The sequence below is a fragment of the Bradyrhizobium sp. AC87j1 genome, from assembly GCF_002936975.1.
Classification (GTDB): Bacteria; Pseudomonadota; Alphaproteobacteria; order Rhizobiales; family Xanthobacteraceae; genus Bradyrhizobium; species Bradyrhizobium shewense.
Genome location: NZ_PTFE01000003.1, coordinates 201,906 through 221,678, shown reverse-complemented (window position 1 = coordinate 221,678; position 19,773 = coordinate 201,906). Strand labels below are relative to the sequence as shown.

Below are 19,773 nucleotides of genomic sequence, written 5' to 3'. Positions count from 1 at the left end.
AACAGCTAGGCAGGAATCAGCGCCCGCAACCGCTCGCGCAGAGTTGTGCTCAACAGCGGGCTTGCGAGCATGCCGACCGCGGCCAGCCAGATCGCGCATTCCACGATGAAGTGCATGAGCCCGCTCCCCGGCACCAGCGCGATGATCGCCTGCCCGATCAGCCAGCCTGCTCCCACGATAGCAACGGCCATGAGCATCAGGAAGGCGACGTGCCTTCCCGGATGATGCAGGGTCTGGCGCATGACGATCAGCGCGAGCAGTCCGAACTGGATGAGGATGTCGCTTGCGACCACGGCGAGCGCGGCACCAAGCGGCCCCAGATGCGGGATCAGGACGAAGGACAGCGCCAGGAAGACTACGAGCTGGAGGCCCTTGGTCCGGATCAAGAGATCGCCGCGATTGCTGTGATTGGCAAACACCAGAGCCAGCAGCGATGGCGCGACGGCCGCCGAGCCGAGCAGCAGCGTCACCGTGAGCGGCGCGTCATAGGGGATGCTGCCATGGGTCCACAACGCGAAGAAGTCCGGCCAGAACGGCAGCAGGCCCGCGACGATCAGGCAGGCAAGAGCCGTCACGAACACCGAGCCATGGGCGTAGAGCCGGCGCAGCCGATCCTTGTCGCCGACGGCGTGATCGTGGCCGAGCTCGGCGGCGAGCGGTAGCGTCACCTGGAGGCAGAGACCGCGCACCAGGCTCGCGATCACGCGCGTCAGGCCCCATTGCGCCACCGCGACGCGGTTCGTGACCAGCGCGGAGACGAGCAGCACCGGGACGTTGACGAGCGCAAGCTCGGTGATGTTGGCGACCGCGAAGGGCACCGCGCGGCCGAATTGCCCGAGGCTCCAGCGCAGCGATGGCGACACCAACGGCGGCTTGCCGGTGCGGCGCAGGAACGGAAACAGTCGCGGCGCGTCGAACGCAGCGAGCAGGATCGCGAACAGGAGCTGCATCGACACGAAGGCAATCGCGACCGCAAGCAGGCTGCCGAACAATGCGAGCGCCGCGAGCTGGGCGATCTGCCCAAGCAGCAGCGCGGCGTTTTGCAGCCAGACCGTCCGGCCATAATGGCCGCGCACCCGATAGAGGCCGGAGACGAGGTTGGCGGGGACGGTCAGAAGCATGCCCAGCGTCATCACCAGCATCGCAGCATCGAATGTCGGCGCGGCCTGAAAGCCGAGCACGGCCGATGGCGGCGCGAGGACCACCGCCACGCATAGCAGGACACCCAGCACCGCGACGATGGCAAGATAGATCCGCAGCAGGGCCGAATAGAAACTCGCCGTGCGCCCGTCGCAATCGGCGCAAGCCTTGAAGGCGAGAAAGCGGTTGATCGCGCGAAGCTGCAGTCCGGCATCCGCCACGACGACGAGGCTTCCCGCCGCATAGATCGCGAGCCAGGCCGCGAGCATGTCGCCGGTCCAGACATGCAGGAAGGCGGGGATGAGCAGGAGCTGCTGAGACAGGCCCAACACCATCTGGACCAGGTTGGCGGACCAGCCCTGCACGAGGCGGCGGCCGCGACTGATGCCGCCAGGTCTGCTCGAACCGTCGGCCGTGCCGGGCGCGTCAATTTGCTTGTCGGTCAAGCCGCGTCCTTCCCGTCAAGCAATCGGCCGCGCGCCCGCAAGCGCTCAGAGCCCATCCGACTCGCCGTTCTTCGGCGTCGAGCGCGGCACGAAGGGGGAGAACGACGGATCGGCCGGGCCCGGCATCGTCAGCTTGCCCCCGGCATCTGCGGGCGGGCTCGCGGCAGCGGCTGGGTCCGGCCGTTGGAGCACCAGCACCTCGCTGCGCTCGCCCTGCTTGAACGTCACCTCGCGCGGCTGCACCGAGGTCAGCGACCAGCCTGCGAGCGATTCGCCCTGCCGCAGACGCACGACCTTCTGATCGGTGCGGTTGACGAGAATTGCGATCGCATCGCCCTCGCCCACCACGGCCCCGACCAGCGACAACGGCGGCGGCGCTTCGACCGGCTTGGGCGGCGGCGCGGGACTTTCCTCGACGGGTGATGCGGCGACCGCGCGCGGCGGCGGCCGGCGCATGGCCGAGAAGATCGGGCGTTCCTGGGTCGCGGTCAGCGCCGAGAGCGGCACCGACCACAGCGGATTGCCGCGAGGAATGGGCTTGCCTGGCGCCTGCTGCACGGGCCGCGCGATCGGCTTCATCGTCCCGACATCAACACTTTCAGCAGGATTGCCCGCCGCGTCGTCCGACAAGACATCCACGCGCGAAGAGGTGGCCGCCATGGTCCCGGCCATGCCCAGAACCATGCACAGCGCGGCCAATCCTGTCGGCCTCAGCCACCCGGACATCGACATTCCCCTGCGACCACCGGCCGCGCCACGCGACGGCGAGGCATCCGCGTCAAACTAGTTCCGATCTGCGGCGTCATCAACCCACACCGTCCGGCCCAATCCAGCGAGCAGGCCCCAATCTGCCCCGCACCTGTTGCAATGCATGAATATGTTGCCCGATGGCCACGATGGCTGAAAATGCAAAGCGGAACAGGGAGGAAGCCGGCGCAAATGGATATCCGTTCATTGCAGGCCGTTGCGGCGCCATGAGATCATGGCATGGGCGCCGGGCCTCGGCACGCGCTCCGATTGCATGTTTGCGATGATTTCTTTGCTGATTTGAGACGATCGGATGGCTGGACCGACAATGGCAGGTGGGAGGATTGGATACGGGCTGCGATCCGTCACGCGCCACTCGCTGGCCATACTCCTCGCCACCACGGCGCTCGGCGTCGTCGCCGCGCATGCCGTGGACGGCACGTGGACCGGCGGCTCCTCCGACTGGACGGATCCGACCAACTGGTCCTCCAATCCGAGCGTGCCCGACGAGACCGCGACCTTCACCAACACCGGAAGCACGGCGGTCGACAACAACAACGGTGTCGTCAGTATCGGCACGATCCAGTTCGCGAACACCTCGCAGGCTTATACATTCACGATCGGCAACCCGTTCATCGTCAACGCAACGGGCATCATCAACGACGATACTGTCAATACCCAGACCTTCCAGGTCACCTCCGGCAACAATCTGGTGTTCCAGAACAGCAGCACCGCGAGCGGCGGCGCCGGGGCGGTGACCATCACGAACGACGTCGGTGGCAACGTCAACTTCATCCAGGACAGCACGGCGGGAACGGCAAGTCTCGCCAACAGCGGCTTCGTCACGTTCGAGGATTCGGCTTCTGCCGGCAGCGCCCAGATTACCAACAACGCCACCGGTCAGATCGATTTCTTCACCAATGCTTCGGCCGGCACCGCGACGATCAACAACGGCGCAGGGGGAGTGCTGAACTTCCACAACGCCACCACCGCCGCCACCTCGTCCATCATCAACGACGGAACGGTGAATTTCGACGGCTCCGCCACCGCGGGCAGCGCCACGATCACCACCAACAACGGCGGGACGACGAACTTCACCGGCACCTCTAACGGCGGCAGTGCCAAGTTCATCACCAATGCCGGCGGCACGGTCGACATCTCAGGCCTGACCAGCGGCGGAACGACGGCCGGCTCGATCGAAGGCGCTGGCAGTTATGTGCTCGGCGCCAACACCCTCACCACCGGCAGCCTGAATACCTCGACCCAGGTCGACGGCGTGATTTCCGGCGCCGGCGGCGGGTTGACCAAGGTTGGAACCGGCACGCTGACGCTGGCCGGCACCAACACTTATACTGGCGCGACGACGATCTTGGCCGGAACGCTGGCGATCTCGGGATTCGTCGCGAATTCCAGCGTCGTGACGGTGAATGGGACGTTGGATTTCTCCGGTTCGTTCCTGCCGTTCAACGCCATCACGACGCTCGCCGGCAATTCCGGCGGCGTGGTCAACATCGGCGCCAGTGGGCTCGTGATCACCCATGGTTCGACCGAATTCGCCGGCGTGATCCAGGGCACCGGCGGACTGGAGGTTTTCGGCGGAACGCAAACACTGTCCGGCGTGAACACCTACAACAGCGTCACGCAGATCGACGCGGGGGCCACGCTCGCGCTGAAAGGCGCAGGCTCAATCGAGAACTCGCTCTATGTCACCCTCGCGGGCGTAGGTGCCACGCTCGATATCTCCGAGACCAATTCGGGCGCTTCGGTTGGGGGGATCTTCTCTCCGAGCACCGCCGGCGTCGTTTCACTGGGATCGAAGACGCTGACGATCACGAACGGCACGTTCTTCGGCGGCGTGATCCAGGACGGCGGCATTGGCAGCGGCACCGGCGGCAACCTCGCGATCGCAAACGGCGCGACTCAGCAGCTGTTCGGCACCAACACCTATACCGGCACCACAAACATTGCGGCCGGCGGCGAGCTCGATCTCATCGATTTCGCCAGCTTCAACGGCAGCATCGCGACCTCCAGCAACGTCATCACCAACGGCATCTTCGACATCTCGGGCTTGCTCAATGGCGGCACCTCGATCAAATCGCTGGCGGGCTCGGGCAATGTCAATCTCGGCCATAACACGCTGACGATCACCAATGGCATCGGCAATTTCTCGGGCGTCATCGACGATGCCGGCTTCGGTGGCGGACTGACGATGGCCGGCGGCACCCAGACGCTGTCCGGCGTCAACACCTATACGGGCGCCACCGCCGTGAACGGCGGCACGCTGGTGGTGGACGGCTCGATCCTGAATAGTCCGGTCACCGTCAACGCCGCCGGCACCCTCGCCGGCAGCGGCACGATCGCCGGCGTCGCGGTCAATGGCGGCACGCTGGCCCCCGGCAGCGCGGCGAGCCCGTTCGGCCCGATGACGATCAGCGGATCGCTGACCTTTACCGCCGCCTCGACCTATCTGGTGCAGGTCTCCTCGACCAACGCCAGCCTCACCCAGGTCACGGGTGCGACCGACCTCGGCGGCGCGACCGTGCGCGCGAACTTCACCTCGGGGACGGTCAAGAAGCAGTACACGATCCTGACTGCGGCCGGCACCTTGGTCGGCAGCACCTTCAATCCGACAGTTTTGTCGAACATGCCGACGCTCAATGCGACCCTGAGCTACGACACCAACAACGTGTTCCTCAACGTCAACGTCAATTTCGCGCAAGGCGGCGGGCTCAACGTCAACCAGCAGAACGTCGCGAACACGCTGACCAATTTCTTCAACACCACCAGCGGCATTCCCGCGGCCTTCGCTGCGCTGTCGCCGGCGGGGCTGACGACCGCCTCGGGCGAGCTCGGCACCGGCATCATCCAATCCGCGATCAATGCCGACGGCCAATTCCTGAACCTGATGCTCGACCCGACCGTCGTCGGACGCTCGGGCGGCTTCGCCAAGGCGGGCAGCGTCGCCCAGTTTGCCGAGAGCGATAACGCAGCCTCTTATGCGACCATGCGGCCGGCCACCGCGCGCGAGCGCGAGGCTTATGCGATGGCGACCAAGGCGCCGCTGCTGTCCTCGCAGCCGAGCAGCCGCTGGAGCGTCTGGACGGCGGGCTATGGCGGCTCGGCCGAGGTCGGCGGCAATGCCACGGTCGGCTCACAGGATTTGACCGCGCGGGTCTGGGGCGGCGCGGCCGGCGCGGACTATCGGGTCTCGGTCGACACGCTGGTCGGCTTCGCGCTCGGCGGCGGCGGGCTGAACTACTCGCTCGCCAATGCGATGGGCTCGGGCTCGGCCGATTTATTCCAGGCCGGCGTCTATGGCCGGCACAATTTCGGACCGGCCTACATCTCGGCCGCACTCGCCTATGGCTGGCATGACGTCACCACCAACCGCACCGTGGCGCCGGGTGGATTCGACCAGCTCCAGGGCCGCTTCAAGGCCGACACGTTCTCGGCCCGCTTCGAGGGCGGCTATCGCTTCACGACGCCGCTGATCGGCATCACGCCCTACGCTGCGGCGCAGGTGACGAACTTCAACCTGCCGAACTATTCTGAAGTCAGCCTCAATGGTGGCGGGCTGTTCGCGCTAAACTACGCTTCGCAATCGCTGACCGACACCCGCTCCGAGCTCGGCCTGCGCACCGACAAATCGTATGCGATGCAGAACGGCGTGCTGACACTGCGTAGCCGCGCCGCCTGGGCGCACGACTACAATCCGGGCCGCGCCGTCACCGCGCTGTTCCAGACCCTGCCTGGCACCAGCTTCGTCGTGAACGGCGCCAGGGTCGATGCCGACTCTGCGCTCGTCAGTGCCAGCGCCGAGATGAAATGGCTGAGCGGCTTCTCGATCGCCGGCACCTTCGACGGCGAGTTCTCCGGCAACGTCACCAGCTATTCCGGCAAGGGCGTGTTCAAATACTCCTGGTGAGCTGATCCAGAGCGTTTTCGAGCGAAGTGGATACCGGTTCGTGTAAAGAAAACGCGTCTAAACAAAAGCCTAGCGCCCTACTTCCCCGCCTGCCACTGGCCCGAGACGCCCAGGATCACCCTGACGCGGCCGGTGCCGGCGTCGCTCAGCGCCGTGGTCTGCGGCACCTGAACGTCGAGCTGATCGACGAACAGGAACGGCATGCCGGCCTCAAGATCGTACAGCAGCCTCTGGAGCGCCGGCTGCTCGAGCTCGCAGCTCACGACGAGGCCGACGAAGCCGTCCTTCGCTTGCGCGCCGGAGACATCGACCTGCGAGGACTGAATCTGGCCACCGACATTGCCGACCGCAGCGGCAACACGCTGCAGCAGATTGGCGCCGGCGACCGTCACGGTCGGTCCCTCCAGGAACGGCGTGCCGGGATGCTCGGCCATTGCCGCCGCGGCGTTCTTGGTGCCGCCCTTGCGGCCGCGAAACTGGTCGAGCAGGTCGGAGGTCTGCGCCAGCGCCTGGCGGTGGGCGAGAATTTCGGCGATCGACAGCCCCGCCGTCAGCAACAGCGCGCCGGCAACCGCCACATAGAGCGTGACCGCGATCAGCGGCGAGCTCGCAAGCGCCCGCGCAACGGCATTGCCGCCGGCGACCTTTGCGCTGCTCATGGCACGTTCCTCGGCTCGATCTGCGCCTCGATGTGGAAGCGCTCACCGGGATCGGAGGAGTTGCGCGTGGTCGGGGCGTAAAAGGTCGCGCGGGTGAAATGCTGCGACTGCTCGATCAAGGGGATCAGCGAGGGCGCATCGCGGGTGATACCGCCGATCTGTACTTTGTTGCCCGCCAGATGCAGCTCGGTGACATAGGTGTGGTCCGGCAACACCCGGCTCAGCGTTTCCAGCACGATTACGCTGGCCGGCGTCTCGTATTTGCGGCGTTCGAGCAGCGCGAGGGGCGAGCGCTCGCCGCCGTCGCTGCCGCGGAGCGCGGCGCGGCGCTGGGTGATCTGCCGTTCGAGCTCCCTCTCCTGCGCGCTGAGGCTGTCGGCCAGATAGCTTGCGGCGACCGATCCGGCCACCGCTGCGACGGCAGTGAGAGCCAACACCGCCTGCAGCGCCCGGCTCAGCCGCGCCGGGTCGACCGCGCCGCGCGATCTCTGCTCGAACACCTTGATGCGTCCGCCCGCAGTCGCCTCCGTCGCGATCGCGACCGCCGACGGATGGAAGGACGCCACGGCCTCGACATAGCTCATCGCCAGCTTGCGCGGCGCCGCGGCGATCTCGGTCGTGATGCTGTCGCTGCCATGCGGCGCCGGGGCGCGGCAGCCGAACACGGCTTCGCTCGCGTTCCACGGCGTCAGCCGGTCAATCTGCGCCCGCACGATACCGTCGAGGAAATCGGCCGCGCGCGCCGGCAGCTCCAGCGGACGAAACAGGAAGCGCGACGGCCGCAGCACGATCTCGACGCGGCTGCCACGGACGATCTGCGCGAGATTGGCGCCTGCAAACTTGCCGTCCGCGAACGCGATCTCCTTCGGGGCGTTCTCCGCCTTCGCCGCCTCCAGCGCGAACGCGCCGGTCTCGCTTTCGACCAGCCGTACCACCCGCGGCGACACGGTCCGCTCCAGGGCGCGCACGAGCGTGCCGGCCACGGTGCCGGTCCAGGCATCGAGAATGGCGCGGAGGGAATCGAGCGAGCTCATCTCACAGAGGCTTTCCGGCGGAGCCGTCGACGGCGTTGTGCCACGACAATACACGATACGGCTCACCGCCGCTTTCGAGAAGCAGGATGACGATCTCGGCCGAGCTCCGCCGATGCGACGGCAGCTCGACCGCGACCGTCAGCCGGTACGCCTTCGAGCCCTCGACCGTCACATTGGTGCCGCCGGCAAGCCCGACCAGGGCACGGGAATCGACGTTGGGGTCGGCGCGGTCGCGCAGCACCTGTTGCAGCATCCCGGGCGTCATGCCCGGCAGCGCCGCCACCACCTGAGGCGCGGCGTCGAGCACGTTCACCGCCCGCATGTTGCTGAACACGGTGACGAAGGGCAGCACGCGCTCCACGACCGCGGCCGGAATGCCGCGCACCAGCCAGAGCTCCTCGCTATGCGGAAACGGCGCGTGGCGCGGCAGATAGGGCGCGCCGAGCGTGCGATAGTAGGAATCCTCCGGATTGTCCTGGCCGGGCTCCGTCGACGAGCGCCAGGCGAGGATCCGGTCGGCATAGATGGGCGCATCCGTCGCGGACACACCGAGCGCCGTCATCAGGCCCGACAGCAGCGGCTTCGGCGCCATGTTGAGATCGATGCGCGCAGCCTCCGAGCGGAACGTCACGCTCACCCGACCGGCTCCGACGCGGGCATTGAAGGTGCCGCTGGTCGGACGCGTTGCCTCGTTCTGCGCGGTCAGACGGTAGGCCGCAAGTTCGATCCCCGCGTTCACCAGCGCATCGGCCTGCACCCTGTCGGCATTGACGGCGACCGTGACCGCCGTGTTGGTGACGTAGGTCAGGTAGATCAGCGCCAGCGCCGCCAGCGCCGCCAGCATCCAGAGCACGGCGACGACGATGAAGCCGCGGCTGTCGGCAAGCCTCGTCTGGTCGTGCCTTCCGCCGCTCACAACTGTTGCTCCTGTTTCTCCGCCTGCTGCGGCCGGGTGCGCGCCGTGACGCAAGTCGCCGGATTCTTGGCCCGCGCGCATTCGGCCGGCACTGTGATGTGCGGGACCACCGCGCCCGAGACCGCGAGCACCTGCCCGGTCGCGCTGTCGCGCACGGTGATACGGATACGGTCCGGCAGCTGCGCCTGTCCGCGCCAAATCGGCTGCCACTGACCGTCCGGTCCGGCATAGGCGAAGCTCACGCGGAACGGCGCCCGGATCAGCACGACCTGATCGACGAAGCGGATCTGTCCGTCGGTCGGCATCGGTTGGAACGGCGCGCGCTCGCGCACCAGCGCCAGTCCCTGCGCGTCGGCCTTTTCGATCAGGCGGACGAATTCGAGGCCCGGACGCGTGCTCGGACCGATTGCCGTGCGCAGGAAGGTGACCGACAATTCGGCGCCGTCGAACAGCGGTACCCTGGCATCGCCGTTCACTGTGATCTGCTCGGCAACGGACAGATCGGCGACGATGCGGTCGAGCCCGGTTGCGAGACGCTCGGCCCGCTGCACGCGGGCAATGCCGCGATTCCAGTTCGGCAGCCATTGCGCCGTCACGGTCGCCAGCGCCGCCAGGATGACGGTCATCAGCAGGGTTGCGAGCAACACTTCGAGCAGGGTGAAGCCGGCTTCGTCGGCAAGTGTGCGGCGCAGGCGCTTCATTGCGAAGCCCTCGGCACCAGCTTCACCGTCGTGACCTGGATGGCGCTGCCGTCGGCGCGCTGGAGACGCAGATTGACGGCCAAAGGCACGAAGCGATCGCTGGCGGGAGTGCCGCCCGGCACGTTCATCGGCGCAACGTCGACCCGCCAGCGGCTGCCGGCGAGATCGCCGCTGCGCCGGCCGGGCTTCAGCAGGGAGCGCGCCGGCAGGTCGGCAAGCAGGGTCTCGGCGGTACCGGCGAGTGCCAGACGCTGGTCGATCGCGCGCGTGCCCTTCGCCGTCGTGGCGATGACCGAGCCGATCGTCCCGAGCACGACCGCGATGATCGCGAGCGCGACCAGCGCCTCGATCAGGGTGAAGCCGGCGCTATCAGAGCAGCTTCTGCGGGACAATCTCGACGCCTCCGGTCAGCCAGTTGACGCGCACCTCATATCCCATGCCGGGCCGCGCCAGCGCGATCACCCCGCCGCACGACATGCCCGATGGAAAGAAATCGATCGACCGCCCTGCGGCCCGGTCGGCACAGCGCGAGGCCAGCATCGCCTGCACCACTACGTCGCCTGGCAAGCGGATGGTCCGCCCGGTGACGCCGGAACGAATCGCGCGCGCCTCCGCATCCACCTGGGTCGCCACCCTGGTTTGCCGGCGCAGCGCGGCGTTGCGGTCGGCTTTCAGCAGCGCCGCGGTCTCGACCGCATAGCTCTCCAGCCTGGCCCGCGTCGTCGTACGCGGGACAGCCGGCAGGATGATGGCCGCGAGCAGGCCGATGATCGCGAGCACGCACAGGATCTCGATCAGCGCAAAGCCGCGCGTCTCGCCAATGCCCTCAGCGCGCGCCGCTGACAATGTCGGCCGCCGTTCCACTGCCGCCTTCCTGACCGTCCGCCCCCAGCGAGATGATCTCATAGGGCGCGCTCGCGCCCGGCGCGCGATAGACGTAGATGTGTCCCCAGGGATCGCTCGGCACCACGCCGCCGCGCAAATAGGGCCCATTCCAGCCGGCCTGATTGGAGTTGCGGGTCAGCGCGGAGAGGCCTTCGTTCGACGTGGGATAGCGGCCGAGATCGAGAAAGTAGAGATCGAGCGCGCTGGAGAAGCTCTCGATCTGGATCTTGGCCGCCTTCGCCTTGGACTCGCTAAGATAGTTCAGCACCCGCGGGCCGACCAACGCCATGATCATCCCGATGATGGTAATGACGACCAGCATCTCGACCAGGGTGAAGCCCGCCTCCCCGCGGCCCGCGCGCCGACGGCCCCGTTTTGACGATCGATGTTTCGTCACCTCAAATCCTCCAACTATCAATTTCAACCGACAATCTGGCTCACCGACATCAGCGCCGTCATCACCGAAGTGATCAGGCCGCCGACGACCAGCGAAATCGCGATGATCGCCGCCGGGCCCGCGATGCCGACGGCGCGGTCCAGCGTGCGCTGCAATTTGGCCTCGTAGAATTCAGCGACGCGGCCCGACAGCATCGGCAATTGCCCGGTCTCGTCGCCGAGCCGGAGCATGCGTACCGCCATTGCGGGCAGCGCCTCGGTCTCGGCCAGCGCGTCGGACAGCTTCGAGCCATGGCGAACGCGGTCGGCGGCATCGCTCCAGACCGCGGACGGGCCGGTCGTCGCCATCATGTCGACGAGGATGCGCAGCGTGATGGTGAGATTGACGCCGCTGCCGAGCAGCAAGCCGAGATTGCGGCAGAACAGCGCCGTCCGGTACGCGCTCATCACGTTGCGGATTGCCGGCAGCCGCGTGATCGCATTGGCGACGGCGCGGCGAACGCGCTCTTGCCGAAGCAGGAGCCACGCCACCCCGATAGTGGCCGCAAGACCAGCCAGCACCGCATCGGAATTGCCGCGCAGGAAGGTGGAGACGTTGAGGAAGACGCCGACTACGGGATCGATCTTGGCGCCGAAATCCTGCAACACGGATGCGAACTGCGGCAGCACGAAGGTGAGGAAGAACAACAGCACGCAGCCCGCCGCGCCCAGCACGAACAGGGGATAGCGGATTGCATCCGACAGCCGCCGTCGCAACGCCTCGCCGCGCGTGCGCTCGCCGGCCAGCACCTCCAGCACCTGGTCCAGCGATCCCGAGGCCTCGCCGACCCGCACCAGAGCGACATACATCGGCGGAAACAGCCCCTCGTGCCGCGCCAGCGCTTCGGCAAAGCTCTCGCCAGCGACGACGCGCGAACGGATGTCGGCAACGACCGGACGCAGCCGGCCGAAATCGGGATCGGCCGCGAGCAGCTCCAATCCGTCGTTGATACGGGCGCCGGCGCGCAACAGCAGCGCGAGATCGCGGGTGAAGATGGTGACATCTTCCGGCTTGGGCCTGTTGAAGAGGCTGAACACACGGCCCGCCGAACCGCCCTCTTCCGGCGTGACGTTGTCGACCAGCACGAGACCGAGCCGCTCGATCCGTTGCGCGACGTCGCCCGGCGCAGGCGCGGCAATGGCGCCGGAGACCAGTTCGCCGTTGGCGTTGAGCGCGCGGTAGCGATAGTTCGGCATACGTTACCGCACCGTCGTGACGCGGAAGACCTCGGGCACGGTGGTGAGCCCCGCCCGACATTTGGCCACCGCATCCTCCAGCATCGTCGTCATGCCGCCCCGCATCGCGGCGGTGTCGATCGAATGGGAGTCGGTCTGCGGGCCGATCAGCGCGCGCACCTCGTCGGACATTTCGAGGATCTCGAACACGCCGTTGCGGCCGCGATAACCGGTGCCGCCGCAGCGTTCGCAGCCGCCGGCCTCGTGCACGACCTCGCCGCACTTGAAGCCGATCACCGCAAAGCGCGGGTCCTCGGCGAGATCGGCGTCCGTCAGCGCATGCGGGACCTTGCAGCGGTCACACAGCACGCGCACCAGGCGCTGCGCCACCACCGCGCGCAGCGTCGACTTCAGCAGGAAGCCCTCGATACCGAGATCGATCAGGCGCGGCACGGCGGCCGCGGCGGTCTCGGTGTGCAGCGTCGTCAAAACGAGATGGCCGGTGAGTGCCGCGTGAATCGCGATATGCGCGGTCTCGGCGTCGCGGACCTCGCCGACCATGATCACGTCGGGGTCCTGGCGCACGAAGGCGCGCATGGCGGAGGCGAAGGTCAGCCCGATCGACGGCTTGACCTGGGACTGGTTGATGCCGGGAATCTCGTACTCGACCGGATCCTCGATGGTGAGGATCTTGCGCGTCGGTTCGTTCAGGATCGACAGCATGGTCGCGAGCGTCGTGGTCTTGCCGCTGCCGGTCGGTCCCGTGACCACGATCATGCCGTGCGGCATCGCGAGCAGCCGCGTCATCACGCTCTCGTCGCGCGCGGCGAGACCGAGCTTGCTCATCTCCAGGAGGCCGCGGTCGCGCGGCAAGAGGCGGATGACGGCGCTCTCGCCGTGCTGCGTCGGCATGGTCGCGACGCGAACGTCGATCTCGCTGCGCCCGACCCGCACGCGGGCCGCGCCGTCCTGCGGCAGGCGCCGCTCGGCGATATTGAGGCTGGCGAGAATCTTGATGCGCGAGATCAGCGCCTGCGGCGGAATGCCGTGCGGCGAGGGCAGCGCGCGCAACAGGCCGTCGACGCGCATGCGCACCGTAAGCCCGGCACGGAATGGCTCGACGTGGATATCGCTGGCACGCAAGTCCACCGCGCGTTCCAGGAGATCGTTGAGCGCGCGCACCACCGGCGCGCCGCTGGCGAGATCGCGCAGGCTCTCGATGTCGTCGTCGGATTGCTGCGCAACGCTCCTGCCGCTTCGATCGGCATTTGCATCGTCAGCATCGGCCCGTTGATCGAGGACCGTGGTGATATCCTCGTATGAAGCCACGACGACATCGACCGGTGCTCCGAACACGATTTCGGCGGCGCGAATGGCCGCCGTGTCGGAGGGGTCGGCGACAGCCAGCCGGAAAACATCGTTGGGCGCACTGAAAGGAAAGATGGTGGATTCACGCAGGAAGCGGCGCGAGAAGCCGTCGAGGCAAGGCGTGGCCGCGAGCAGTTGCGGAAGGCTCAGCCGCGGCAGACCAAAATGGTCGGAGACTTCATCTGCGAATTCGGCCGCGGAAAGATCGGTGGCCTCCCACAATTCACGCAAGGGACGCGTGAGCGCGGGAGGGGCCGATTTGTCGACATGGGCATGCGCCCGCGGCGGCAATGAGTATTTTTCCAGGAGGTGCTGTCGGAAGCTATCTGCGGAGCGGTCGCGCATCGCATTCACAGCATTGACCTTGTTACCTGAATGCAACAACCTCGACGGGACATGGAGCGCCCTTTGCCCTTGACTTATTTATTAGCAAAAACATAATCGTGGCGCAAATTATTGCGCGTCCGAACCAAGGGGGGATCGGATGCAATTTTCAGTCACTTCCAGCGTTGGCAGGCGTATTTTGTTTAAGGTGGTCCAACCGCTTTTGCGCCTTCGCTCAGCGTTGTCTGGAACGCTCCTGTTGTCGTCCGCCTTCGTGCTCGGCGCCTGCATCGTCACCGCCGACCAGTCGATCGAAGCCGATCCAAAGGACCCGCGCGCCCAGGACATCGCCGACAAGGTCCGCTCCCTCGATCTCCAGCCGCGTCAACCTGCGGATGCAGGCGCCAGCGGCATTGCGCAGGCAAGATCATCGAAGCCGGCGATCTATCTCAGCGATGGTGCAACGCCGCAAGGCGGCGCGCTGGCCGAGCGCGACGATGCCGGCGGCAGCGGTTACGACCTCAATTTCGAGAACGCGCCTGTTACCACCGTCGCAAAGGTCATTCTTGGTGATGTACTCAATGTCGGCTACACGATCGACCCGCGGGTACAGGGAACCGTGACCCTGGCCTCGGTGCGGCCGGTGCCCAAGGCGGATGCGCTCTACGTGCTGGAGAACGCGCTACGCATGTCCGGTGTCGCGCTGGTCCGTGACCGCACCGGCTATCGCCTGCTGCCGGCGCCGGAGGCCGGTCCCGGCGGCGTCGACCGCTCGTTGAACGCCGCAGCCGGCCAGGGCGTCACCGTGGTGCCGCTGCGCTACGTCTCGGCGCAGAATATATTCAAGCTGCTCGATGCCTTCGGCGTGAAGGCCCAGACCATGCGTCCCGACAGCGCCCGCAACACGCTGATCGTCAGCGGTAGCGGCACCGACCGGGCGACCGCGGTCGACACCATTCTCTCCTTCGACGCCGACTGGATGCGCGGGCAATCGGTCGGCATCTTCCCGGTGCGCAATTCCACGCCGGAGCCGCTCATCGCCGAGATCGAAAAGATCATGGATTCAGGCGAAGGCGGCCTGGGCCAGAACGTGGTGAAATTCCAGCCGATCGGCCGGCTCAACTCGATCCTGGTCGTCAGCCAGAAGCCCGAATACCTCAAGCGAGCGCAGACCTGGATCGCGCGGCTCGACCGCTCCGATATGGATGGCGTGAACCTGAAATCCTATCCGCTGCGCTACGGCAACTCCAAGGCCGTGGTGGCGCTGCTGAATGAGATCCTGTTCAGCCAGAGCGCGACCAGCAACTCCTCGCTCGACAATTCCGCGGGCCAGATCTCGCCCGGCTCGGGCATCGCGACGTCCTCGTCCGGAACCAATCCGATCGCCTCGCTCAGCGCACTTCCGACTGCCGCCGCGGGTGCCGCAACTCCGGTCACCGGCGCTCCCGGCTCGTCGCTGGCCGCGCGCCCCGCCCCTGCGGCGGCCGGCGTGCCCGGCCAGGACAACGGCTCCGGCTCGCTGCTCGGCACCGGCGCGAAACCCGTCAACAATGCCATCCTTCAGAACGTGCGGATCACGGCCGACGTCACCAACAACGCGGTGCTGGTCTATGCCAATGCGGAATCGCAGCGCGTCGTCGAGCAGACGATCCGGCAAATCGACCGGCCGCAGCGCCAGATCGCGATCGAGGCGACGATTGCCGAAGTCACGCTGAACGACGCATTGAATTACGGCGTCCAGTTCTTCATCGCCAGCAAGCACGGCTCGGTCTCCAATGTCATCGGCGGCGTCAGCAACAGCGCCTCGGTTGGCAGCAACATCGAGCAGCAGACCGGCGCGGTCAACGCCGCCGCCGGAGCGCTGCTCGGCCGCGCCCTGCCTGGCTTCAACTTTCTGATCGGCGCGGAAAACTCCCCGCGCGTGGTGCTCGATGCGCTCCACAACGTCACCACAGTCAAGGTGCTGTCCAACCCGTCGCTGGTCGTGCTGGACAATCAGCCGGCGACCTTGCAGGTCGGCGACCAGGTGCCGTTCTCGACCGGCACCGCGACCGTGCTGACCGCGAACAACACCGTCGTCAACACCATCGACTACAAGAACACCGGCATCATCCTGCGCGTGCTCCCGCGCGCCAACGCCAACGGCAACGTCGTGCTCGACATCGAGCAGGAGATCTCGAGCGTCGCGGCCGGCAGCACCGGCTCGCTGACGCCGACGATCTCGCAGCGCCGGGTCAAGAGCTCGATCGCGGTGACGAGCGGCCAGACCGTGCTGCTCGCCGGCCTGATCAGCGAGACCGAGAACAGGCAGCGCCAGGGCATTCCGATCCTCGATTCCATTCCCGGCGTGGGCGATGCCTTCTCGCACCAGGGCACTACGCGCGCCCGCACCGAGCTGATCCTGTTCATCCGCCCGACCGTCATCAAGGACGGCGTCGATGCGCACGTCATTGCGGAGGAAATGCGCAGCAAGATGAACAGCCGCCTGGTCGGGACCAGCAATCCCGTGGTCACCGTGAACCCGCCCAAGGCGGCGCGCTAGGGCGTGACGGATCAGGCGGCGAAGGTCGGGACGGGCCCTGCGCTCGCGCTCACCATCGCCCTACTGCTCGGCGTGTTCGCAAGCCTCGTCACTTCCCCGGGCGCCGAAGGCCTGTACGGCGCGTTCCTGGCCGCCCTGATGCTTGCGATCGCGGCGAACGATGCGCGTCACTACCGCATTCCGAACGAGCTGACGGGCGCCGCCTTCGCGCTCGCGCTGCTCCGTGCCGGCGCGTTCGTGCCCGATCTCGGTGCCGAGGCGCTGCTCTGGCCGCTGACACGCGCCGCAGCCACAGGCCTGCCGCTGCTGCTGATGATGGTGCTCTACCGCCGCTGGCGCGGCCGGGACGGGCTGGGGCTCGGCGACGTCAAGCTCGCCACGGTCTGTGGCGCCTGGCTCGACCTTGCGACCGTGGTCGCGGTGATCGAGCTCGCGGCGTTGCTGGCGATCGGCGCCTATGTCGTCGGTGCGGCCCTGCGACGGAAGCCGCTGCGCGCCACAGCCTTCCTGCCGTTCGGGCTGTTCCTGGCGCCGGCGATCTGGATCGGCTGGCTGGGCGAGACCTGGTACACGAACTGGCTCGGCGGCTGGCCCGGCTGACGGCGAGGATCGGGATCAAACCGACCCTGCTCACATCAAAACGCGAAAACAACCCCATACACAGTAGGCGGGGACAGCGTTTTCAAGGACTTACCTGACGGCGCGCGCTCTGCGGATTTTTACGTGGTGGTCAGTGCTCGCGGCTCGGCGCCCATTCCAGCGCCCGCAGGCGGGCCTGGGCGATCTCTCCGCGCGTCATCTTGGTGGTGACGGCATCGCGGATCCTGGCTCGCGCCTCGCGGGCAGGCGGAGGTGCCGCGGCCGTGGACAGATTGAGCCATTTGGAGGCTTCGACGATGTCCTGCGACACGCCCTGGCCGCGGTCGTAGAGCAGGCCCAGCGAATATTGAGCGCGGCTGTCGCCCTGCTCCGCCGCGCGCCGGTACCACATCGCGGCTTCCGTGTAGTTCTGCGGCACGCCGCGGCCGGTCTCGAACAGGAAACCGAGATAGGATTGTGCAGCCGCGTTGCCCCGCTCGGCGAGCGGAATGAAGATGCGGGATGCCGTGACATAGTCCTGACGATGGAAAGCGGAGACGCCCTGGCGGAACGATTGGGCATGGGCCGGGATTGCGAAGGCCAGCGTCAACAGGATGACGGCACAACCCCACCCCGCCCGTCGCCAAAAACCGCGCGCCTGCGGCGCCGCACGGCAAAATCTGGGATTCCGGCTGTCGAGGGTCTCCATCCCACCTGCTCTCCTTGCACACGCAGCCAGACTAGTCCGTAGGTATCCCGAAATCCATAGTGCGTACCGGCCACAAAAAAGGCTTCGGGCGCGGGGCGCCCGAAGCTCGTCGATTGAACCCGATGCCAAACTGCGATGAGACCGGAGCGTCATCGCGCCTTGGTTCGTTGCTTGAGCATGGCCGTTTCGAAAACAGCTACATGCTCATGCTCTAGTGATATCCGCCCGCGGTAGCCGGTGTCGTGTCCGGAGCGTTACCGTTGATCTGGTTATCCAGATAGGACAGCACGTTGCCGGTCGTGGCTGCGCCGAGATTGTTGACGATCACCGAGCGGCCGATCCGGGCTCCCGCAGTGCCGCTGAGGGCAAAGCCCGTGCTCAGATTCTCCGAGATGTTACTGTTGTTGACCTGGACGTTGGACGATCCCAGCACGTTCAGGCCGACGAAGTTGTTGTGAATAGCCGTGTTGTTGATCAGCACCCGGGTGCTGCCGCCATTGGTGTTGATGCTGATCCCCGCGCCAGCAGCCGCTGTGCCATTGTGCGAGATCACGCTGTCCCGGATCATGAGCATCGAGTTGAAATTCACCGGATTGGAGAAAATCCCGGTTCCCGACGCGCCGTTGAAGTCCCTGATGAAGCAGTGCTCGATGACCACCGAGGCCGCCTGGAGGATGTTGACGCCCTTGATCCCCGTGCCGGCACCCTCGATATCGAGGCCGCGCAGCACGACGTGATCGGTCGCCGCAGCGTTGATGTTGACGCCGTTGGTGCCGGACCCAAGGATGCTGCCGACGACACCTTCGCAATAGATCGTCATCGCCTTGGTGATGGTCACCGTGCCGAAGCCTGCGGAATCGAGGCAGTTGATCTCGCCGCCCGCGGCGGTCTTCGAAATCGCACCGGCGAAGGTCTTGCACGGCGCGGTGCGGCTGCACGGATTGACGTCATCGCCGACACCGGAAACCCACGTTCTGGTCGCCTGGGCATGAGCCGGCTGCGACACGGCGAAAGGCAAAACCAGTCCCGCCAAGAGAGCCCATAGAGCAATACGACGCATTTTCAACCTCCCAAATTGAACTGAAGATTTCACGTTGCCAGAAGAAATTCACGAGCAGTTGCGGACTAGTGGTAGCCGCCAGCAGTAGCCGGCGTCGTGTCCGGCGCGTTGCCGTTGATCTGGTTATCCAGATACGACAGCACATTGCCGGAGGTCGCCGCCCCCAGATTGTTGACGATCACCGAGCGGCCGATTCGCACTCCCGCACCGCCGGTAAGGGCGACGCCCGTACCCAGATTCTCCGAGATGTTGGTGTTGTTGATCTGGACGTTGGCCGATCCCTGCACGCTCACGCCGACGAAGTTCTTGTGGATGGCCGTGTTGTTGATCAGGCTCCGCGAACTGCCGCCGTTTGTATTAATGCTGATCCCGGCGCCGTCGGCGGCGGTGCCGTTGTGCGAGATCACGCTGTCGCGGATCATCAGCATCGAATTGAAGTTCAACGGGTTGACGAAGACGCCGACGCCGCCCGCGCTGTTGAAGTTCCTGATGAAGCAATGCTCGATGACCACCGAGGCCGCCTGGAGGATGTTGACGCCCTTGATGCCGGTTCCGAATCCGTCGATGTCCAGGCCGCGCAGCACGATGTGATCGGTCGCGGCGGCGTTGATGATGACGCCGGAGCTACCCGCTGCGAGGATGCCGCCGACAACGCCTTCACAATAGATCGAGATCGCCTTGGTGATGGTCACGACGCCGAAACCGGCGGAGTCGAGACAATTGATCTCGCCGCCCGCCGCCGTCTTCGAGATCGCCCCGGGAAAGGTCTTGCATGGGGCGGTGCGGCTGCAGGGGTTGGCGTCATCGCCCACGCCGGACACCCACGTTCTGGTGGCCTGGGCATGAGCCGGTTGCGATGCCATCACCGGCACGAACAATCCTGCAATCAGAGCCAAGAGTGCAATTCGACGCATTTCTCTTTCTCCCGATGATATTGAGCTGGGATCCCAGCTTGTTGCCATGCACATGTCTTCGCCGCAGCAGCCCGCGCGTCGCGCGGCCCTACGGCATCATTGTCGATATTTCGCTGAAACTTCCCCCCGCCGCTTTCGGCGCTCGCAGTACGGCCTTCGTGTTCAAATGATCGGATACGCAACGCTATTGGGAAAAACGGAAGCAGGCTTCTT

General features: G+C 66.2%; 17 protein-coding genes. 3 read left to right on the top strand and 14 right to left on the bottom strand.

Going from position 1 to position 19,773, the window contains the following annotated elements:
- Positions 1 to 5: 5 nt before the first annotated feature.
- Both CV770_RS03790 and CV770_RS03785 read right to left on the bottom strand, forming a co-directional pair.
- A complete protein-coding gene (locus CV770_RS03790) occupies positions 6 to 1,586 on the bottom strand; it encodes an MATE family efflux transporter (RefSeq protein ID WP_104461373.1) in 1,581 nt (526 codons plus the stop codon).
- 45 nt (positions 1,587 to 1,631) lie between these two features.
- Positions 1,632 to 2,312 carry a hypothetical protein gene (locus tag CV770_RS03785; RefSeq protein ID WP_104461396.1) on the bottom strand — a complete coding sequence of 227 codons (681 nt, stop codon included), beginning with the start codon at positions 2,310 to 2,312 and terminating at the stop codon, positions 1,632 to 1,634.
- A 334-nt stretch (positions 2,313 to 2,646) separates the two neighbouring features.
- Here CV770_RS03785 and CV770_RS03780 point away from each other — a divergent pair, with 334 nt between their 5' ends.
- Entirely contained in the window at positions 2,647 to 6,258 is a 3,612-nt protein-coding gene (locus CV770_RS03780) for an autotransporter domain-containing protein (protein ID WP_104461372.1), read from the top strand.
- A gap of 77 nt (positions 6,259 to 6,335) precedes the next feature.
- Here CV770_RS03780 and gspM read toward each other — a convergent pair whose 3' ends face one another.
- From gspM to CV770_RS03735, 9 genes are read right to left on the bottom strand one after another with little or no spacing between them, the layout of a single operon-like run.
- A complete protein-coding gene (gene gspM, locus CV770_RS03775; RefSeq protein ID WP_104461371.1) occupies positions 6,336 to 6,917 on the bottom strand; it encodes a type II secretion system protein GspM in 582 nt (193 codons plus the stop codon).
- Complete coding sequence (locus CV770_RS03770; protein WP_148667116.1) at positions 6,914 to 7,951, bottom strand: PilN domain-containing protein; 1,038 nt, start codon at positions 7,949 to 7,951, stop codon at positions 6,914 to 6,916. Before CV770_RS03770 ends, gspM begins: the two co-directional genes overlap by 4 nt.
- A gap of 1 nt (position 7,952) precedes the next feature.
- On the bottom strand, positions 7,953 to 8,867 hold the full coding sequence (locus CV770_RS03765; protein WP_104461369.1) for a type II secretion system minor pseudopilin: 915 nt from the start codon (positions 8,865 to 8,867) through the stop codon (positions 7,953 to 7,955).
- The gene (locus CV770_RS03760) at positions 8,864 to 9,568 is read right to left on the bottom strand and encodes a general secretion pathway protein GspJ (RefSeq protein WP_104461368.1); all 705 of its coding nucleotides are present in this window, start codon (positions 9,566 to 9,568) and stop codon (positions 8,864 to 8,866) included. The genes CV770_RS03765 and CV770_RS03760 overlap by 4 nt, the downstream gene beginning before the upstream one ends.
- Positions 9,565 to 9,960 (bottom strand): type IV pilus modification PilV family protein, encoded by a 396-nt coding sequence (locus CV770_RS03755; protein WP_104461367.1) that lies wholly within the window; start codon positions 9,958 to 9,960, stop codon positions 9,565 to 9,567. Before CV770_RS03755 ends, CV770_RS03760 begins: the two co-directional genes overlap by 4 nt.
- Complete coding sequence (locus tag CV770_RS03750) at positions 9,938 to 10,432, bottom strand: prepilin-type N-terminal cleavage/methylation domain-containing protein (protein ID WP_095425671.1); 495 nt, start codon at positions 10,430 to 10,432, stop codon at positions 9,938 to 9,940. The genes CV770_RS03755 and CV770_RS03750 overlap by 23 nt, the downstream gene beginning before the upstream one ends.
- On the bottom strand, positions 10,395 to 10,850 hold the full coding sequence (gene gspG, locus CV770_RS03745) for a type II secretion system major pseudopilin GspG (RefSeq protein WP_104461366.1): 456 nt from the start codon (positions 10,848 to 10,850) through the stop codon (positions 10,395 to 10,397). The genes CV770_RS03750 and gspG overlap by 38 nt, the downstream gene beginning before the upstream one ends.
- Positions 10,851 to 10,873: 23 nt before the next feature.
- The gene (locus tag CV770_RS03740) at positions 10,874 to 12,085 is read right to left on the bottom strand and encodes a type II secretion system F family protein (protein ID WP_104461365.1); all 1,212 of its coding nucleotides are present in this window, start codon (positions 12,083 to 12,085) and stop codon (positions 10,874 to 10,876) included.
- A gap of 3 nt (positions 12,086 to 12,088) precedes the next feature.
- A complete protein-coding gene (locus tag CV770_RS03735) occupies positions 12,089 to 13,777 on the bottom strand; it encodes a GspE/PulE family protein (protein ID WP_502693585.1) in 1,689 nt (562 codons plus the stop codon).
- A 139-nt stretch (positions 13,778 to 13,916) separates the two neighbouring features.
- On the opposite strand from CV770_RS03735, the gene gspD reads away from it, so the two are divergent.
- Together gspD and CV770_RS03725 are read left to right on the top strand one after the other, a co-directional pair.
- The gene (gspD, locus tag CV770_RS03730; protein WP_104461363.1) at positions 13,917 to 16,298 is read left to right on the top strand and encodes a type II secretion system secretin GspD; all 2,382 of its coding nucleotides are present in this window, start codon (positions 13,917 to 13,919) and stop codon (positions 16,296 to 16,298) included.
- Between the two features lie 3 nt (positions 16,299 to 16,301).
- The gene (locus tag CV770_RS03725) at positions 16,302 to 16,898 is read left to right on the top strand and encodes a prepilin peptidase (protein WP_104461362.1); all 597 of its coding nucleotides are present in this window, start codon (positions 16,302 to 16,304) and stop codon (positions 16,896 to 16,898) included.
- 130 nt (positions 16,899 to 17,028) lie between these two features.
- Here the strand turns inward: CV770_RS03725 and CV770_RS03720 are convergent, their stop codons facing one another.
- The 3 genes from CV770_RS03720 to CV770_RS03710 all read right to left on the bottom strand — a co-directional run bounded on the left by CV770_RS03720 (position 17,029) and on the right by CV770_RS03710 (position 19,560).
- Complete coding sequence (locus CV770_RS03720; protein WP_104461361.1) at positions 17,029 to 17,586, bottom strand: tetratricopeptide repeat protein; 558 nt, start codon at positions 17,584 to 17,586, stop codon at positions 17,029 to 17,031.
- 211 nt (positions 17,587 to 17,797) lie between these two features.
- On the bottom strand, positions 17,798 to 18,646 hold the full coding sequence (locus tag CV770_RS03715; RefSeq protein ID WP_104461360.1) for a right-handed parallel beta-helix repeat-containing protein: 849 nt from the start codon (positions 18,644 to 18,646) through the stop codon (positions 17,798 to 17,800).
- A 65-nt stretch (positions 18,647 to 18,711) separates the two neighbouring features.
- Entirely contained in the window at positions 18,712 to 19,560 is an 849-nt protein-coding gene (locus CV770_RS03710) for a right-handed parallel beta-helix repeat-containing protein (RefSeq protein ID WP_104461359.1), read from the bottom strand.
- Positions 19,561 to 19,773: the final 213 nt, after the last annotated feature.

Bases quoted from the DNA above. Each gene is read 5' to 3' on its own strand.
- CV770_RS03715 (WP_104461360.1), bottom strand. From the start codon at position 18,646: ATGCGTCGTATTGCTCTATGGGCTCTCTTGGCGGGACTGGTTTTGCCT.
- CV770_RS03780 (WP_104461372.1), top strand. From the start codon at position 2,647: ATGGCTGGACCGACAATGGCAGGTGGGAGGATTGGATACGGGCTGCGA.
- CV770_RS03720 (WP_104461361.1), bottom strand. From the start codon at position 17,586: ATGGAGACCCTCGACAGCCGGAATCCCAGATTTTGCCGTGCGGCGCCG.
- gspD (WP_104461363.1), top strand. From the start codon at position 13,917: ATGCAATTTTCAGTCACTTCCAGCGTTGGCAGGCGTATTTTGTTTAAG.
- gspM (WP_104461371.1), bottom strand. From the start codon at position 6,917: ATGAGCAGCGCAAAGGTCGCCGGCGGCAATGCCGTTGCGCGGGCGCTT.
- CV770_RS03785 (WP_104461396.1), bottom strand. From the start codon at position 2,312: ATGTCCGGGTGGCTGAGGCCGACAGGATTGGCCGCGCTGTGCATGGTT.
- CV770_RS03735 (WP_502693585.1), bottom strand. From the start codon at position 13,777: ATGCGCGACCGCTCCGCAGATAGCTTCCGACAGCACCTCCTGGAAAAA.
- CV770_RS03740 (WP_104461365.1), bottom strand. From the start codon at position 12,085: ATGCCGAACTATCGCTACCGCGCGCTCAACGCCAACGGCGAACTGGTC.
- CV770_RS03710 (WP_104461359.1), bottom strand. From the start codon at position 19,560: ATGCGTCGAATTGCACTCTTGGCTCTGATTGCAGGATTGTTCGTGCCG.
- CV770_RS03760 (WP_104461368.1), bottom strand. From the start codon at position 9,568: ATGAAGCGCCTGCGCCGCACACTTGCCGACGAAGCCGGCTTCACCCTG.
- CV770_RS03770 (WP_148667116.1), bottom strand. From the start codon at position 7,951: ATGAGCTCGCTCGATTCCCTCCGCGCCATTCTCGATGCCTGGACCGGC.